The following is a 16,436-nucleotide window of genomic DNA, read 5'->3' as shown; positions in this document are numbered from 1 at the left end:
ATCTGGTCGAAGATCCAGTCTCCAAGGTCGATGACGCCACCATCGTACTGAAATTCGAAGGCATCAAGGGGACCTGGCAATTAGGTGCGCCGTGAAGCTTCTAGTTGCGTTCGAAGCTCACGGCGAGCCCCTGACCGAACTCGTCCTGCGCCGCCCGACGGTGCAGGAAGTGCGAGCGATCAAGGCGCTGCCGTACAAGATCGACAAGAGCGAAGAGGTCAGCCTCGACATGGATGTCGCGGCCAAATACATCGCCGTGTGCGCCGGCATTCCGCCGTCGTCGGTCAACCAGCTGGATCTGGCTGACCTCAACGCGTTGAGCTGGGCCGTTGCGAGTTTTTTCATGAGTGCGGCGTCGGCGCCATCACCGACCTGATCGCCGTCGCCTATGACCTGGCCTGGTTCTGGAAGGTTGACCCCGAACAGATGATGGCCAGGCCACTGGATGTGCTCCGCGAATCGCTGGAGCACGCGCAACGGATCAATGCGATGCAGCAGGTGCAGTGATGGCAGACGAAGAAAACAAAGCGAAAACCCCGGTGCTACTGACGGGCATCGATGAACTGTCGCCCAAACTCGGCGCCCTGCGAGTAAAGGTCGAGAGCTTCAAGAAAAACCTCGAACAGACCGGCCTCGGCAAACTGGACATCAGCGGTCTGTTCAAGGGCGGCAGCGTGATCACGCCGTTCGTGGACGGCATCAAATCGGCGGCGGCGTTTCAGGGCAAGTTGACTGAAGTCAGCGAGACGGCGAAAACCGTTGACCTGCCCGCCGCGCCGAAAGTCGCCGCGCAGAACATGAACGTGTTCAGTGCATCGATGGAGAAGGTGTCGGGCGCTATCGATACCGCGCTGGCGCCAGCGGTCGCGGCATTGGTCGTCGGGATTGAGCCGATGCTGACTCAGGTTGGCAGCCTGCTCGCGGACAACCCGCAACTGGTCGAAGGCCTGGCGGCGGGGGCGATGGCCTTCTCCGCGATGCAAACCGCCGTCACCGGGGCGACTCAGGTGTTCGACGTGATGAGCATGGTGCTCAAGACCAATCCGATCATGTTGATCGCGATGGGTATCGCCGTGGCGGCCGGTTTGATTTATGCCAACTGGACGCCGATCAGCGCTTTCTTCAAGGGCCTGTGGGAGGGCGTGAAAAACATGGGGGCGAGTGCAATGGCGACGTTGCGCTCGATCCTCGATTGGCGCCCGCTGGATGCACTGGCGGCGCTGTGGTCACCGATCGCGGGATTGTTCTCCGGGATATGGGACAAGGTCAAAGCCGTCACTGCGCCGGTGATCGACTTTTTCAAATCGGTGTTCTCGTGGACGCCCGCCGGCATGATCCTGGAAAACTGGGCACCGCTGACGGGACTGTTTTCGGCGATCTGGGAATTGCTCAAGGCCTTGAGTGTGCCGGTTATGGCGTTTCTCAGAAACCTGTTTGATTTCTCGCCGATGCAGATGATCAGCAGTGCGTGGGGCGGTGTTGTCACGTACTTCGAACCGATGTTCGCCGGGCTGCGAAAAGTGGCGCAGTCGACTAAAGAGTTCTTCGTTTCGTTGTTCGACTTCTCGCCCATGCAGATGATCACCAGCGCTTGGGGCAGTGTCGTTGCGTACTTCCAGCCGATGTGGGCGGCACTGCAATCGGCCGTGCAAAGCACCCGAGAGGCTTTGCGGACGTTGTTCGATTTTTTCCCGATGGAAATGATCACCAGCGCCTGGGGCGGTGTCGTTGGGTTTTTCGAACCGATCTGGATGGCACTGCAAACGTCAGTGCAACAGGTCAAAGGCTTTTTCACCAACCTGTTCGAGTGGTCGCCGCTGGAGCAGATTGCGCAGTACTGGCAGCCGATCGGTGAAGTATTTTCGGCGCTGTGGGATGTACTGCTGGCGTTGTCCGCGCCGGTCGTGGATTTTCTGCACACCCTGTTCGAATGGAAGCCCCTGGATCAGATTATCGAGAGCTGGGGGCCGATCACCGAGTGGTTCGGCGAGTTGTGGCAAAAACTGCAAACGGTTATCGCGCCGATCAAGGAACTGTTCGACGGTGGTTTCGCCGGGTTGATCGCCAAGGTCACCGGCAAGGTCGAAACCCTGACCCAAGCGCAACGCCAGACCAATGCCGAAGGCAAAGGTGAATTGGCCCCAGCGTTTTTGGGCGCAACCCCTCAAGCGCCGTCCACCGGGGCGTTGCAGGGCGGCTCCTTGCCGCAATCTTCCAGCGCTCTGATCCAGCAAAGCGCCGCCAACAACCGGACGCAACTCGAAGGCGGCCTGACCGTGCGCTTCGAAAATGCGCCGGCCGGACTGCGCACCGATCAACCGCAAAGCAATCAACCAGGGCTGGCGCTGTCGTCGCGCATCGGCTATCGCTCGCTATCGGCAGGAGGTTCCAATGAACTGGCGTGACCGTTTGTTGCCGGCATCCTTTCGCGGTGTCGGCTTCTGGATCGATCAGGCGAAAACCCCGGTCGGTCGCAAAGGTCAGTTGCATGAGTATCCGCAACGTGACCTGCCGTTTTTCGAGGACCTCGGCCAACAGGCCAAGACCCACGACATCACGGCATTCATCATCGGTGCCGATTGCCTGGAGCAGCGCGACAAGCTGCTCAAGGCACTGGAAGCGGGTAGCGGTGAACTGGTGCATCCATGGCTGGGACGCCTGCAAGTCAAGGTCGGCGAATGCGACATGACCCACACCCGCCAGGACGGCGGGTTGGTGACGTTCAGTCTGAAGTTCTATCCCGATAAGCCGTTGCCGTTTCCGACCGCGACGGTCAGTACCCAGAAAGTCTTGCTGGCCAAAGCCGACACCTTGCTGGGCTCGGCGGTGGCACGCTTCGAGCAGGCGATGACGCTGATCAAGGCTGCGCGGATCGGCATTGCCAATCTGCGCAACAGCCTGACCGGGGTTTACGAGGTGATCAAGGAACAGCTCAAACCGTTGATCGAGCAGTACCGGCAGATCACCGAACTGGTCAAAGCGGTCAAGGAGTTACCCAAGGAAGTGGCGGCGGAATTCAAGGGCTTGCTCGGTGATATCAAGGAGCTGAAGGCGTTCGCGAAGGAGGGCTATCGTGGCGTGATTGCCGACGTATCCCAACAACTCGAAGCCATCCGCAAGGCTGATGCGCCGAAGATCACCACCGGCAAGGACACCAACGCAGCAGCGCAGGCGATGGCCGATCTGGTGCAGGACACGATGCTGGTCAAAGTGGCGCAATGGGTTGCGTCGATGCCAGTGGCGGCCCCTGCGGTGAAACTGTCGTCGACACCTTCGGTGGCGCATCAGGCGGACCAACCGGTGACCCGTCAGGAAGTGCCGGTGACCGATGAGATGAAAGCGCTGCAAAAGGCTGTCGGGGTGGCAATCGATCCGATGCTGGACAAGGCCGACCCCAAGCACCACCAGGCAATCAATGATGTGAAGGAAGCGCTGATTGCGCACCTCAAGGCCGTGGCGTCATCCGGTGTGCGACAGGTCACTAAATCGTTCCAGGAAAGCCTGCCGGCGCTGGTCGTGGCTTACAAGCAATTTGCCGATGCCACACGGGTGACTCAGGTGACTCAGAGTAACGCGATGAACCATCCGGGCTTTTCACCCAATGACGTGAAAGTCTCCAGGGAGTAGACCATGAGCGACATGGACAACCGCGTCACGCTGACGGTCAACAACCTGGAATACGGCGGCTGGAAAAGCGTGGAAATCACTGCTGATCTGGAGCGCCAGTTTCGTACCTTCAAACTCGACATCACCTGGCAATGGCCGGGGCAAACAGTGGATCAGCGGATCAAACCCGGCGACCCGTGCGAAGTAAAGATCGGCAACGATCTGGTGCTTACGGGGTACGTGTTCAAGGCACCGATCCGTTACGACGGCCGGCAGATCGGCCTGACCATCGAGGGCAGTTCCAGGACGCAGGATCTGGTCGATTGCGCCGCCACCAACCGGCCCAATCAATGGCAGGAACAACCGTTGCTGAGCATCGTTCAGGCCTTGGCGATGGAATACTCGCTAATGGTGGTCAACCAGATTCCCGAGACCGCACGGCTGGCCAAACACACGATTGTGCCGGGCGAAACGGTGTTCCAGTCGATCGACCGTTTGCTCTCGCTGTTCCGGGTGTTTTCCACCGATGACGAGCAGGGTCGGCTGGTGCTGGCCAAGCCCGGCAGTGGCGGTCGGGCGAGTGATGCGCTGGAGCTGGGCAAGAACATTTTGTCGGCCAACGCGCCGATGGATCACAGCCAGGTGTTCTCCGAATACCGGGTGATCGGTCAGCAAAAAGGTTCGGACAAGAAGAGCGGGGCGGCAGTCAGCGAAGTGGAATCAACGGCTGCCGATCTGTCTTTCAAACGTCGGCGCACGACGATCATCAACGAGGGCACGGCGCTGACCTTCGAGTTGGCTCAGCAACGTGCCCAGTGGGAAAGCGCGACCCGCATGGGCCGGGCGCAGACCACCACCTATCAGGTGCAAGGCTGGCGCCAGTCCAACGGTGACTTGTGGCGCCACAACACGCTGGTGAAGGTCACGGATCCGGTACTCGGGTTTGATGGCGACATGCTGATCTCCAAAGTGACGTACTCGCTGTCGGCGCAAGGCTCGGTGACGACCCTGCAAGTGGCGCCGCCGCACACCTTCGATCCCGATCCCACGCCACCGAAAAAAAACCAGGCCTGACACAGGTCCCTGTGGGAGCGGGCTTGCCCGCGATAGCGGTGGTTACCGCAAACACTTCTTTGCCTGACACACCGCCATCGCGGGCAAGCCCGCTCCCACAGGTTTTGTGTTGGCAAAGCCTTGAGGACATCCCATGAGCCTACTGACTCGCCTGCTGGCGCGCGGCACTGTCGTGCTCGCCAATTCGGCATCCAAGCTGCAATCGCTGCAAATGCGCCTTACCGCCGGCGAAGTGAACGATGACCTCGAACACTTCGAACCGTATGGCTTCACCAGCAATCCGCTGGCTGGCGCCGAAGGGATCGTCACGTTCCTCGGCGGTGACCGTTCCCACGCCATCGCGTTGGTGGTCGCCGACCGTCGCTATCGCCTGCAATCGCTGGCTGCCGGCGAAGTGGCGATCTACACCGACGAGGGCGACAGGATTCACTTCAAGCGCGGACGGATCATCGACATCGAAACCGCCACGCTGAACATCCGCGCCAGTACCGCCGTGAACTTCGATACGCCAGTGATCAACCAGACCGGCAAGATCGTTTCCACGGGCGATCAGATTGCCGGCGGCATCAGCCAGATCAAACACGTGCACGTCGGCGTGCAGGCCGGTAGCGGCCAGACCGGCGCGCCGACAGGAGGCAAGTGATGCTGATCAGCCCGAACCTCCACGCCGCACTGACCCGATCCGTACTCATCAGCCTGTTTACCTGGCGCCGCGCCGCCGATGACGATGCCCTCGACGACGAGGAGCGTTTCGGTTGGTGGGGCGACACTTTTCCCACCGTCGCCGATGACCGTATCGGTTCGCGGCTGTGGCTGCTGCGCCGGGTCAAGCTGACCCGACAGACCCAGATGGACGCCGAGTTCTACGCTCGCGAAGCCTTGCAATGGCTGATCGACGACGGCCATTGCAGCGCCATCGACATCATCAGCGAACGCCTCGACGCCCAGCGCCTGAACCTGCGCACGGTCCTGACCCTGGCCGACGGCGAACGTCTGGACATCAACCCCGATAACAGTTGGCAGGTGATCTATGCCGTTTGAAACTCCTTCGCTGCCGGTGCTGATCAAGCGCACCCAAAGCGACCTGGCCGGCGATTCGCTGCGCCAGTCCGATGCGCAAGTGCTGGCCCGCACCTTAGGCGGCGCGGCTTATGGTCTGTACGGTTATCTCGACTGGATTGCCGAGCAGATCCTGCCGGACAAGGCCGACGAATCGACCCTGGAACGCATCGCCGCGTTGCGCCTGAACCAACCGCGCAAACCTGCGCAAGTGGCCACCGGCAGTGTGAGTTTTACTGCGACGGCGGGTGCCGTGCTCGACGTTGACACGTTGCTGCAATCCAATGATGGCCGCACCTACAAAGTCACCGCCGCGCGCACCACCAGCAATGGCAGCAACAGCACCACGATCGCTGCGCTCGACGCCGGCAGCCTCGGCAACGCCGACGCGGGTCTGACGCTGACGCCGGTGCAACCGATTGCCGGCGTTGTCGGCAGCAGTTTCGTCGTTCTGGCGCCGGGGCTCAGTGGCGGTGTGGCGCGAGAAAGTCTGGAGTCGTTGCGCTCGCGGGTGATTCGCTCCTATCGCGTCATCCCCCACGGCGGCTCTTCCAGCGACTATGAAACCTGGGCGCTGGAAGTGCCGGGCGTGACCCGCGCCTGGTGCCGTGGCGGCTTGCTCGGCCCGGGCACGGTGACGGTGTTCATCATGCGCGACGACGATCCGCAACCGGTACCGAACGATGAGCAACTGGCCGAGGTTCAGAACTACATCGAACCGCTGCGTCCGGTGACTGCCGAGGTGCATGTGCAGCGACCGATTCAGGTGCCGGTGGTCTATCGCTTCAAAAGCGTCAACCCCGACACCACCGCCGTGCGTGCGGCGGTCGAAGCGCAGTTGCGCGATCTGCACAACCGCGAGGCCGATCTCGGCGTGCCGCTGCTGATCAGCCATATCCGCGAAGCCATCAGCAGCGCCGGCGGCGAATACGATCACACGCTCACCGCACCGGCGGCTGACGTACCTGCCGGCAAGAGTGAACTGCTGACTTTCGGAGGTTGCGTATGGGGGGCATAAGAACCGCCGCGCAATACCAGGCGCAACTGCGCGCCTTGCTGCCCGCCGGTCCCGCTTGGGACCCGGAGCAAGTCCCGGAGCTCGAAGAAGTCCTGCATGGCGTCGCCGTCGAACTGGCACGCCTCGACGCCCGCGCCGCCGACCTGCTCAACGAAATGGACCCGGCCGGAGTCAGCGAACTGGTGCCGGACTGGGAACGGGTGATGGATCTGCCCGACCCATGCCTCGGCGCCACGCCACTGTTCGACGACCGCCGCCTCGCCGTACGCCGGCGTTTGCTCGCGGTCGGCAGTCAGGCCGTCGGTTACTACCTCGAAATCGCCAAAAGCCAGGGCTACCCCAACGCCAGCATCACCGAACTCGAAGCCCCACGCATGGGCCGCGCACGTTTTGGCGCGGCGCATTTCGGCACTTGGGAAGCGCAATTCATGTGGACGCTCAACACCGGGGGCCGCTTGCTGCTCGGCCGGCGTTTCGGCGCGAGCTACTGGGGCGAACGCTTCGGCGTGAACCCCGGCTCGGCGCTGGAATGCCTGATCCATCGCAGTGCGCCGGCGCATACCAAGGTGCATATCAATTATGACTAGGGGGGAGTGAGCCATGGATTATCCGAAGAGTGTTCCCAGCGCCGGGTTGGTGAATGGGAAGTTTGTTGATGAGGACGCTATCAACGGCACACCGGGCTCGTTGATTCCTGCTGCCTGGGGCAATGGCGTGACGGAAGAAATCGTCAACGTCATCAAGGCAGCTGCCATCGTGCCAGACGAACAGAATCATGGTCAGCTTCAGCAGGCGATCATAAAAAACATCAGTGACAGATTACCCGGCCAGGCCAGCGAAACCGTTGCCGGAATGATGAAAGTCGCGACTCAGGATCAGGTCGGGAGCGGCGTGGATGACACGGTGGCGGTGACGCCGAAGAAGCTCAAACTTGGCTTCAGCCTGGCAAACAACGGCGGAACCGGTTACCTCGGTTTTCCCTCCTGGATGGGCGGTTTGATCATCCAGTGGGGATGGATCAATAGCGCCACGACAGACGTGATTACCCCGCTTCCGGTCAGCTTCAACTCGAACTTTTTTCGAGTAATGGTGTGCAACGACTACACCGCATCCTCTGGGTCGATCGGTTATATCGCAGCCGCGCCTCGAAGCTTGTCCTCCTTCGTTTCCCGGGGTTCTAGCCCGTCTCTGGGCGCCCAATACATCGCCATAGGCAAGTAGGCCGTTTATGAAAATTTATTGGAGCCCTTCGGTTCAGGGTTTTTTTGATTCTCGTATCAATTCGTCGATTCCCAAGGACGCTGTCGAGATATCGCCATCACACCGTAACGAGTTGATCGACGGATCCAGGCGCAATCAGGTGATTGTGTGTCGTGCCAATGGCTTTCCCATTCTGGCCGATGCACCGTCCGCTACGCCGGCAGAGTCCACGGTCACTGAACGCCAATGGCGTGATGCGCAATTGAGCGAAACGGATCCCATGGTTGCACGGCACCGCGACGAGTTGGAAAACGCAGAAACCACCACCCTGTCAGTCGAGCAATACGCGGCGTTGCAGCAATATCGCCGCGACCTGCGCAACTGGCCCTCATCGACGCAGTTTCCAGCCATGTCAGGACGCCCTGTGCTGTCGGTTGCAGGCAACGTCACTGTGAAAAAGTCCCGGACCAAGTCCCGGGCCAAACCGTGATGCACATGATGCAATGAACTGGCGCGGATACCCCTAAGGCCACTTTGACGCGTTTTTTGTCGAAGCTTGCAGCCTGCCTTGTGCTCGCCCAAGCCCACTTCACCGTGGGCTTTTTTATTTTCAGAAACAGACCGCCACTGGCTCGCATCAGCGATCGCCGCGACGCGGTTCATTTGTTATTTCAGAGGAACGAAAGACCTATGGATTATCCAAAAAGCGTCCCCAGCGTCGGCCTGGTCGATGGCCGCTTTGTCGATGAAAACCCGGTGGCGGGAACGCCCGGTTCGTTGATTCCGGCGGTGTGGGGCAACAGCGTGACTCAGGAGATCCTGAGTGTGATTACCGGTGGTGGGTTGGTGGCTTCCGAAACGGACACCGGTCAGTTGTACAAGGCCATTCAGGCAATTGTCGGCAAGTCTAGTCCGATGCGCTCCCTGATCACCCGTATTTCTGCTTCAAAGCTGCTTGACGCGCAGGAGTTGGGGTTGGTTCTGATTGATGGCAGCGCGGGGGCGATGACCGTCACGCTTCCCGATGCGGATGCCGGGCTTGGTGTGCGTGACGTAATTGTTCGCCGTGTGGACAACACGGTTAACCGGTTGGTAGTCCAGGCATCAGGCAGCGACCGGATCCGTTTTCATACACACCTGTCGGCGAGCGGTTATCCGTTTCTGGTGCTGATGGGGGGCGGTGACTGGTGGCAATTGCGCAGTGACGGGGCGGGTAGTTGGTGGCCGGTTGGTCGCCTCGACAACACCCCTCTGGGCCGCCCTTCGTTCGAAACCACCATGGCGCTCAATCCCGGTGGCTACGGTCTGCTCAACGGCTATTTTTTCAAGCGTGCGGAATGGCCGTGGTTGTGGGACTTCGCTCAGGCTTCAGGAGCCCTGACGACAGAAGCGGCGCGATGGAACCGAGAAGGTGCGTGGACCAGTGGCGATGGTGCGTCGACCTTTCGAATTCCAGAAGTTCGCGGCGAATTTCTGCGAGCCCTCGATGAAACTCGGGGCGTGGATATAGGACGAGTCGTCGGCAGTTTGCAGAACCATGCACTGCAAAGCCATAACCACTACCTGCCCACCAGTTCAGGGTCTTCCAATCGGCCGGCGCCGTCTATCCCGGACCCTATCTGGAACGTTTCAAATGACGTCAACTTTTACCCAACCGACGGAACCATCGCGACCACGTACCCCAATCCTGCGTTCGACTCCGATATCTACATCGGCAACATCGGGAATTTTACGACGGAAACCCGACCGCGAAACATTGCCTATCCCGCGCGAATCAAACTGATCTGAGGTGCACATGTTCAATTACTTAATAGACGACGCCGGCGCGTTGACCGGCCCGGTCGATTTTCTACTCGTGCCGGGTATCGGCCTGCAACTGCCAGGCAATGCTGTCACGTTGAGCATCGAACTCGCTCCGCCACCCAGTGGATACGCGTGGGCGTATGAAAATGGCTCATTGCAGCAGCGAGTAGATTTGCGCGGTGATGTCTATCGCACCGACACGGGGATCCGAGAGACCTGGACAGCATTAGGCGATCTGCCTGAAGGCTTCACCACGCAGCCATGGCCCGGTGGGTTTCATTCGTGGGTCGATGGTGCCTGGAAAATCGATGAAGCAGCTTCATTGAAGAACCGTAAGCAAGTCACCCTGACCAAGCGCGATGAACTTCTTCGCGACGCCGTCCTGCGCATCGCCCCGCTGCAATACGCCGAAGATATTGGCGATGCCGATCATGACGAACAACTGCTGCTGATCGAATGGAAACTCTACAGCGTAGAGCTGAACCGTATCGAACAACAGCCAGGATTTCCCGATGAAATTACCTGGCCGGTCGCCCCCGGCACAGCGGTAGCCAACTGATTCAGCACAGGGAACAGTGCAATGGATTATCCAAAAAGTATTCCCGGGGTCGGGCTGGTCAACGGCGGCTTCGTCGATGAAAACCCGATCGCCGGTTCGCCCGGTTCGTTGATCCCCGCCGCCTGGGGCAACAGCGTCACCCAGGAAATTCTCAATGCGATCAAGGCCGCCGGGCTTACGCCGGATGAAGCCAGAACCGATCAACTGGCCAGCGCAATCGGTGCACTGGTCGACTTCACCAAACTGAAAAATACCCCGACCACGTTGGCCGGTTATGGCATCACCGATGCAGTGGGACGGCTGCTGGCAGTTCGGCAGTTCGAGACGGTCGGGATCACGGTTTACAAGCCTAACCCCAAGGCCAGACGTATTCGTGTTCGACTGGTGGGGGCCGGTGGATCTGGCGGCGGTTGTGCATCTGTCGCCTCCGGGAATCTGCGTCTCGGTGGCGGCGGTGGATCGGGGGCCTATGCGGAGAGTCTGTATGACGTGACGCCCCAGATGCTTGCCGGCGTGCCTGTTTCTTTGGGGGCCGGTGGAGCTGCCAGCACTACGATGGGGCAGGTCGGCGGTGGGGCTTCCTTCGGCTCCTACATGAGCGTTACAGGAGGCGGCGGCGCACAGATCCTGAACATCGATACGACAACCTCATCCTCGGGGTACGTTCAGGGTGGCACAGGGGGGCAAGACGCCGTGGGCGGCAACCTTGCCAATGCACGGGGTCACACCGGTGGCTACGCAATGTTCAACGGCAATTGGGGAATGCTCTCCGGAGGCGGAGCTGCCAGCCCGTTTGACGGTGGCGGCCCGTACAGGGGCGTACACAATCCGGGTTTCGCAGGCGTCCGAGGCTCGGGAGGCAGTGGCTCTTGCTCGTCAAATCCGTCGAGTTCATTCGTCAGCGGCGCCGGCGGCAACGCCTTCTGTGAAATCTGGGAGTACGAGTAATGGCCGTTTATGCACGGATCGAGAACGGCGTGGTCGTCGAACGGATCGACGCCGGTGACTACGCAATCAGCCAACTGTTCGCGCCGTCTTTTGTCGAGTCGATGGTGCGAGTACCGGATGGCCAGGTGGTGGAAATCGGCGCGCCGATCAGTCAGTTGCCGACAGCTGCCGAACCACTGCCCGCGCAGCAAAGTCCGGTGATCCTCCAGGCGCCGGTTGTTGCAGATCAAGCGCCTGCGGCAGCGGAACGTAGCTGGCGTCAGGCATCCCTGTCAGCGACTGAATGGCTGGTCACTCGCCATCGCGATGAGCAGGAACTGGGGCGTGGGACCTTGCTCAAGGCTTCGCAATATCTGGAACTGCTCGAGTACCGACAAGCGCTGCGCGACTGGCCTGATTCAGCGCTTTTTCCCACAGCGGATTCCCGGCCATCTGCGCCGCTTTGGCTGGCCAGCGTGATTGGCTGAGGCCTGCGCACCCACTGTATTTCAATCAAGGAGATTAACCTTGGACTATCCCAAAAGTGTACCCAGTGTCGGGCTGGTCAACGGCCAGTTTGTCGATGAGGACCCAGTTGCCGGAAAACCCGGTTCGCTGATCCCGGCGACGTGGGGCAACAGCGTCACGCAAGAAATTCTTAACGTGGTTCAGGCGGCCGGCCTGACACCGAATGAGTCGTCGAACAATCAGTTGCTGGGGGCATTGCGCAGTCCGGCATTGTTCATGACCGCCCCGCAGTTTGATGGCGGACGCTCGGCAGCAACGTCCGAGTTTGTGCAGCGGGCGTTGGGCAATTATGCAAGTGCGCGTGGGATATCCGCCGCCACGCAATTGACCTTGTCCGATGTCGGCTGCTCGATCGGTCTGGGTGGTAACGCAGCGTATACCGTGACGCTTCCGGATACCGCTGCGGTGCCGAGTGGCGCCACGATCAGCCTGCATTGCCGCAATAGCGCACCTGTCACGGTGGCCAGTAAAACCGGCACGCAGATCAGTCCTCAAGGGGCTTATCTGACGTCGATCGTAATGAACAATGGTGAAAGTGCGAACTTCGTCAGAGAGTCCGGTGTGTGGGTGGTTTATGGCACGGCTGCGCTGAAGTACTCGGCCAATTACGCCGCACAGTTCGCCACATCGGGATATCAAAAGCTTCCCAGCGGTTTGATCGTGCAGTGGGTGACGGGTGGATCCGATGCGAATGGCAACATGACGGTGTCGTTGCCGATCAGGTTTCCCAATGCTGTCCTCGGAGGTATTGCCAATGAAGGTAACCCGGCAGGATGGAGTGCCGCCAATGTCACCGTTTGGGCATTTGACGGTGGGAGCTCCACGACAACGACAGCGGTCGCTAGGGTCCGAAGCGTTCTGGCTTCAAGTGTAAAGGTTGATTCGGGCATTTCGGGCCGCATTCTGGTTTGGGGGTACTGAGCATGACGATTTACTTTTATGCAAAAAGTCTCGGCTTTGATCGAGTTGACAGCGCGCTTGCGGAACTGCCTGAAGGGGCAGTGGAGATTACCCAAGCCCAATACGTCGAGCTGTTTGCCGGGCAGGCGAGCGGCAAAGTCATTAGCGCCAGTGCCAGTGGTCAGCCTGTGCTGATCGACCCTGTCATTTCCCCGATTGCCCTTGCCAGCCATGAACGCGCATGGCGTAACAAAGTGCTGCAGGACACACAGTGGTTGGTGCTTCGCGACGCTGAAGAGCTGGAAGTCGGTGAGGGCACGACCCTGCTCGCCGAAGAGTTCAAACAACTGCTGGCTTACCGACAGTCGCTGCGCGAGTGGCCCAATGACCCGGATTTTCCGGATGCACGCTCACGCCCGGTTGAACCCGACTGGCTGCAAATCTTGCTGCAAACGAACGGCTGAGTCGTCGCGGATCTGAAGAGGAATTAGAGTGGATTATCCAAGAAGCGTCCTCAGCTCTGGCTTGGTCGACGGCAAATTTGTTGACGAAGACGCGATAGCCGGAACGCCGGGATCGCTGATCCCTGCAAGCTGGGGCAACAGTGTTACTCAGGAAATACTCAGCGCGATTACCGCGGCTGGTTTGAAACCGGACGAACTACAGACTGATCAATTGGCTCAGGCGATCCGGCAATTATCCAAACCGGATCCGTTGCAACAATTTCCGGTACAGGTGTATCGCAGGAATGTGCTGATCAATGGCGGGTTCGAAATCTGGCAGCGCGGAACGACCAACCAAGGCCCGAACATCGGTGGTTATGTGGCAGATCGCTTTCGCTGCGACTGGAACGGTAGTGCTGCGGTGAATATCAGTCGTCAGGTTTTTCCTCTCGGGCAAACTGACGTTCCTGGCGAACCGGCCTGTTTTCTGCGTTGGCAGCAAACAGCGGCCGGGGCTGGAGCTACCACCCACAAGGTTTCCCAGAGTATCGAGTCGGTCAGAACCCTTGCGGGTAAAACCGCTACGTTGACATTTTGGGCGCGCTCCGACGCGGTTCGACCATTGAGAGTCGCGATTGCCCAGCAGTTTGGTGCGGGGGGCTCGGAAGCAGTTGTAAAAGTTGTAGATGTTTTTCAACTGAACACGATGTGGACTCGACACACCGCAACCTTCCAAGTGCCTGCTATCGCCGGAAAGATGAAGGGAGTCAATGATTGTCTGACATTGTCATTCGACTTGCCGCTGAATGTATTGCAGACAGTGGATCTGACCCGGATCCAGTTGGAAGAGGGGCCCGTTTCCACTCCCTTCGAATATCGTTCCTTCGCAGAAGAACTGTTGCTCTGTCAGCGCTATTTTGAAAAATCCTTTGTGAACGGGCTGGCGATAAAAGCGAATAACGGTACCAACACGTGTACTGCGACTTTCACTCAAATTCCCACGGGAAATACCGGCCAGTACGGAATGACTATCGGCTTTCTGGTACAGAAACGAGTACAGCCGACCGTAACCGCCTATTGCCCGGGCGAAAACAGTAACCAAGTCTGGAATCAAGCGATGAGCAAGGCTTGCACCGGTACCACTCTCCAAAGTGTGGCAGAGCGCGGTATTTCGTTTGCCACTATTACGCCTGTCGGCAGTGCGCCAGGGCAGACTTTACAGTTGGAATGGACAGCGGACGCTGAAATCTAGGATTGAGCTTATGACATATCAACTGACTGCTTGCGGGGTGCTGCGCATTGAAGACTCAGCATTCATTCCACAGGATTCAACCAATCGCGACTGGCTTGAGTATCAGGCGTGGCTGTTAGCGGGCGGGCAAGTACTGCCAATGGGCGGAACACTTGAAGCTGATGTTCCGGGTGGCAACCTGAAAACTCTGGCAAATAAATGGCTGGCAGGCATTGCCCGTCCGTCGTGATTCAATCGGGGCAATATCCAGGGAGGATCAAGCATTATGCAAATAACTGAAAACAACCTTTTAACCATCATGCCCAACGCCCGCAGCCAAGCGGGCGTTTTTGTTTCTGCGCTCAACTCTGCGATGGCGCGCCGTTGCATCGATTCGCCCAAACGCATCGCTGCGTTTCTCGCGCAGATCGGTCACGAGTCGGGCCATTTGCAGTTCGTACGGGAGCTGGGCAACAACCAGTATCTGAGCAAATACGACACCGGCACGCTGGCGCTACGCTTGGGTAACACGCCCGAGGCGGACGGCGATGGCCAGAGGTATCGTGGTCGCGGGCTGATCCAGATCACAGGTCGCAGTAACTATCGCCAATGCAGCGTTGGATTATTCGGCGATGAGCGGTTGCTGTCGTTGCCGGAGTTGTTAGAGCAGCCGCAATGGGCCGCCGAGTCCGCCGCCTGGTTCTGGGAGCAGAACGGCTTGAACGAGTTGGCCGACCGCGACCAGTTCAACACCATCACCCGTCGTATCAACGGCGGGTTGAACGGTTTGCAGGATCGTCTGGAAATCTGGGCGCGGGCGAGGGCGGTGTTATGCCAATCCCCTGGCGAGTAATTGGTCTGTTGTTGCTGGCCGTGGGTGCTTTTGCTGCCGCCTGGCAACTTCAGGACTGGCGCTACGGCCGGCAACTGGCGGAGCAGGCTCGGTCAAGCGCCGACACCCTCAATCATCTGACCCAGACCGCCGCCACTGCGCAACAGGCCGAGCAGGATAAACGTCTGGCGCTGGAGCAGCGGCTCGCCGCCAGTGAACAAACCCACTTTCGAGCGATGAGCGATGCCCAACGTGATCAGGATCGCTTGCGCGATCGTCTTGCCACTGCTGATGTGCGCCTGTCAGTCCTCCTCGATGCCGGCGACGTTGCCGCCGGCTGCGCGTTGCCAGCCCCCACCGGCCCCGGCGGCGTGGATCATGCAGCCGTACGCGCCCGACTTGACCCGGCGCATGCTCAACGAATTATCGCCATCACCGACAGCGGCGACCGCGGACTGATTGCCTTGCAGGCGTGTCAGGCCTATGTCAGAGCGCTGGCGCCTGCACATTTTGAATGAGTCTGTGTATTGAAAGCGCAACCGGCTCGTGTACGGTGGAGGCATTCCACACGATCTGGAGCGCACCGTGAAAGAGATCACCCAACTGGCTGCCGAACTTGGCCGACGCCTGCAAGTGCTCAATGCCCACGTCACCACCGCTGAATCCTGCACCGGTGGCGGGATCGCCGAAGCGATCACCCGGATTCCGGGCAGTTCGGCATGGTTCGAGGCCGGTTACGTGACGTACTCCAATCGGCAGAAAACCCAGCAACTGAATGTGCCGGCCGAGTTGTTCGGCACGGTGGGTGCCGTCAGTCGGGAAGTCGTCGAAGCGATGGTACTGGGGGCGCAGAAACACAGCCTGGCACGATTCGCTGTCGCGGTCAGCGGCGTGGCCGGACCCGATGGCGGTACGCCGAACAAACCGGTGGGCACAGTCTGGCTGGCGTGGGGCGTGGGCGATGCGGTTTCCAGCGAGGTTCAACACTTCGCCGGCAACCGCGATGAAGTCCGCCGACAAACGGTGAAGGCCGCGCTAGAGGGGCTCCTGCGACTGGCGGCACGAGAAATCGAAAATCAGGGGTAGGCGATCCGCGAACGCTGTGGAATAATACTGGCTACTTATACAGGTGTTGGCCGTCAGGCCTTATTGATTTCGTGAGTACTTTATTTTACGTGAAATAGAAGATAGTGTTGGCTGCGGCCCTGGGTCTGTTGTAACGTCTTTTCGGGAAGTGTTGGTTTTTTCGTTTTGTT

General features: G+C 59.5%; 21 protein-coding genes. All 21 read left to right on the top strand.

Translation table 11 applies throughout. From position 1 onward, the window contains the following. The first annotated feature begins 79 nt into the window (after positions 1-79). The 21 genes from ACIONG_RS27630 (at position 80) to ACIONG_RS27530 (ending at position 16,266) form a co-directional block, all read left to right on the top strand. Positions 80-376, top strand: coding sequence for a phage tail assembly protein (locus tag ACIONG_RS27630; RefSeq protein ID WP_401303931.1), 297 nt, complete (start codon positions 80-82; stop codon positions 374-376). Between the two features lie 130 nt (positions 377-506). Continuing rightward, positions 507-2,405 (top strand): phage tail protein, encoded by a 1,899-nt coding sequence (locus ACIONG_RS27625; RefSeq protein ID WP_401303928.1) that lies wholly within the window; start codon positions 507-509, stop codon positions 2,403-2,405. Further along, positions 2,392-3,627: a DNA circularization protein gene (locus ACIONG_RS27620; protein ID WP_401303925.1), complete on the top strand. Its 1,236-nt coding sequence runs from the start codon at positions 2,392-2,394 to the stop codon at positions 3,625-3,627. Before ACIONG_RS27625 ends, ACIONG_RS27620 begins: the two co-directional genes overlap by 14 nt. A 3-nt stretch (positions 3,628-3,630) precedes the next feature. Next, positions 3,631-4,680, top strand: a complete 1,050-nt coding sequence (locus tag ACIONG_RS27615; protein WP_213027725.1) for a phage baseplate assembly protein — start codon at positions 3,631-3,633, stop codon at positions 4,678-4,680. A 133-nt stretch (positions 4,681-4,813) separates the two neighbouring features. Further along, complete coding sequence (locus ACIONG_RS27610) at positions 4,814-5,323, top strand: phage baseplate assembly protein V (protein WP_401303922.1); 510 nt, start codon at positions 4,814-4,816, stop codon at positions 5,321-5,323. Next, complete coding sequence (locus ACIONG_RS27605) at positions 5,323-5,721, top strand: phage GP46 family protein (protein WP_103302988.1); 399 nt, start codon at positions 5,323-5,325, stop codon at positions 5,719-5,721. The genes ACIONG_RS27610 and ACIONG_RS27605 overlap by 1 nt, the downstream gene beginning before the upstream one ends. Further along, positions 5,711-6,757 carry a baseplate J/gp47 family protein gene (locus ACIONG_RS27600; RefSeq protein ID WP_315446039.1) on the top strand — a complete coding sequence of 349 codons (1,047 nt, stop codon included), beginning with the start codon at positions 5,711-5,713 and terminating at the stop codon, positions 6,755-6,757. Before ACIONG_RS27605 ends, ACIONG_RS27600 begins: the two co-directional genes overlap by 11 nt. Next, positions 6,745-7,344 carry a YmfQ family protein gene (locus ACIONG_RS27595; RefSeq protein WP_103302986.1) on the top strand — a complete coding sequence of 200 codons (600 nt, stop codon included), beginning with the start codon at positions 6,745-6,747 and terminating at the stop codon, positions 7,342-7,344. The genes ACIONG_RS27600 and ACIONG_RS27595 overlap by 13 nt, the downstream gene beginning before the upstream one ends. 13 nt (positions 7,345-7,357) lie before the next feature. Next, positions 7,358-7,978, top strand: coding sequence for a hypothetical protein (locus ACIONG_RS27590; protein WP_401303918.1), 621 nt, complete (start codon positions 7,358-7,360; stop codon positions 7,976-7,978). 139 nt (positions 7,979-8,117) lie between these two features. Continuing rightward, complete coding sequence (locus ACIONG_RS27585) at positions 8,118-8,447, top strand: hypothetical protein (protein WP_401303916.1); 330 nt, start codon at positions 8,118-8,120, stop codon at positions 8,445-8,447. A gap of 200 nt (positions 8,448-8,647) precedes the next feature. After that, positions 8,648-9,745 carry a phage tail protein gene (locus tag ACIONG_RS27580; RefSeq protein WP_401303913.1) on the top strand — a complete coding sequence of 366 codons (1,098 nt, stop codon included), beginning with the start codon at positions 8,648-8,650 and terminating at the stop codon, positions 9,743-9,745. 7 nt (positions 9,746-9,752) lie between these two features. Then, positions 9,753-10,319, top strand: a complete 567-nt coding sequence (locus ACIONG_RS27575; RefSeq protein WP_401303910.1) for a tail fiber assembly protein — start codon at positions 9,753-9,755, stop codon at positions 10,317-10,319. Between the two features lie 21 nt (positions 10,320-10,340). Further along, entirely contained in the window at positions 10,341-11,267 is a 927-nt protein-coding gene (locus tag ACIONG_RS27570) for a hypothetical protein (RefSeq protein WP_401303907.1), read from the top strand. Beyond that, positions 11,267-11,734 carry a phage tail assembly chaperone gene (locus ACIONG_RS27565; RefSeq protein ID WP_401303904.1) on the top strand — a complete coding sequence of 156 codons (468 nt, stop codon included), beginning with the start codon at positions 11,267-11,269 and terminating at the stop codon, positions 11,732-11,734. Before ACIONG_RS27570 ends, ACIONG_RS27565 begins: the two co-directional genes overlap by 1 nt. Before the next feature lie 40 nt (positions 11,735-11,774). After that, positions 11,775-12,695, top strand: coding sequence for a phage tail protein (locus ACIONG_RS27560; RefSeq protein ID WP_103302979.1), 921 nt, complete (start codon positions 11,775-11,777; stop codon positions 12,693-12,695). Positions 12,696-12,697: 2 nt separating this feature from the next. Further along, the gene (locus tag ACIONG_RS27555) at positions 12,698-13,138 is read left to right on the top strand and encodes a phage tail assembly chaperone (RefSeq protein ID WP_401303901.1); all 441 of its coding nucleotides are present in this window, start codon (positions 12,698-12,700) and stop codon (positions 13,136-13,138) included. 28 nt (positions 13,139-13,166) lie between these two features. Beyond that, entirely contained in the window at positions 13,167-14,369 is a 1,203-nt protein-coding gene (locus ACIONG_RS27550; protein ID WP_401303898.1) for a carbohydrate-binding protein CenC, read from the top strand. A gap of 10 nt (positions 14,370-14,379) precedes the next feature. Continuing rightward, a complete protein-coding gene (locus ACIONG_RS27545) occupies positions 14,380-14,598 on the top strand; it encodes a hypothetical protein (protein ID WP_401303896.1) in 219 nt (72 codons plus the stop codon). A 36-nt stretch (positions 14,599-14,634) separates the two neighbouring features. Next, positions 14,635-15,201 carry a glycoside hydrolase family 19 protein gene (locus tag ACIONG_RS27540; RefSeq protein WP_401303894.1) on the top strand — a complete coding sequence of 189 codons (567 nt, stop codon included), beginning with the start codon at positions 14,635-14,637 and terminating at the stop codon, positions 15,199-15,201. Next, complete coding sequence (locus tag ACIONG_RS27535) at positions 15,180-15,698, top strand: lysis system i-spanin subunit Rz (protein WP_401303891.1); 519 nt, start codon at positions 15,180-15,182, stop codon at positions 15,696-15,698. The genes ACIONG_RS27540 and ACIONG_RS27535 overlap by 22 nt, the downstream gene beginning before the upstream one ends. 67 nt (positions 15,699-15,765) lie before the next feature. Then, the gene (locus ACIONG_RS27530) at positions 15,766-16,266 is read left to right on the top strand and encodes a CinA family protein (RefSeq protein ID WP_103302973.1); all 501 of its coding nucleotides are present in this window, start codon (positions 15,766-15,768) and stop codon (positions 16,264-16,266) included. The last annotated feature ends 170 nt before the right edge of the window (positions 16,267-16,436 follow it).

The sequence above is a fragment of the Pseudomonas sp. NPDC087817 genome, assembly GCF_044742875.1.
Classification (GTDB): domain Bacteria; phylum Pseudomonadota; class Gammaproteobacteria; order Pseudomonadales; family Pseudomonadaceae; genus Aquipseudomonas.
This window is presented reverse-complemented; position numbering and strand designations above follow the sequence as displayed.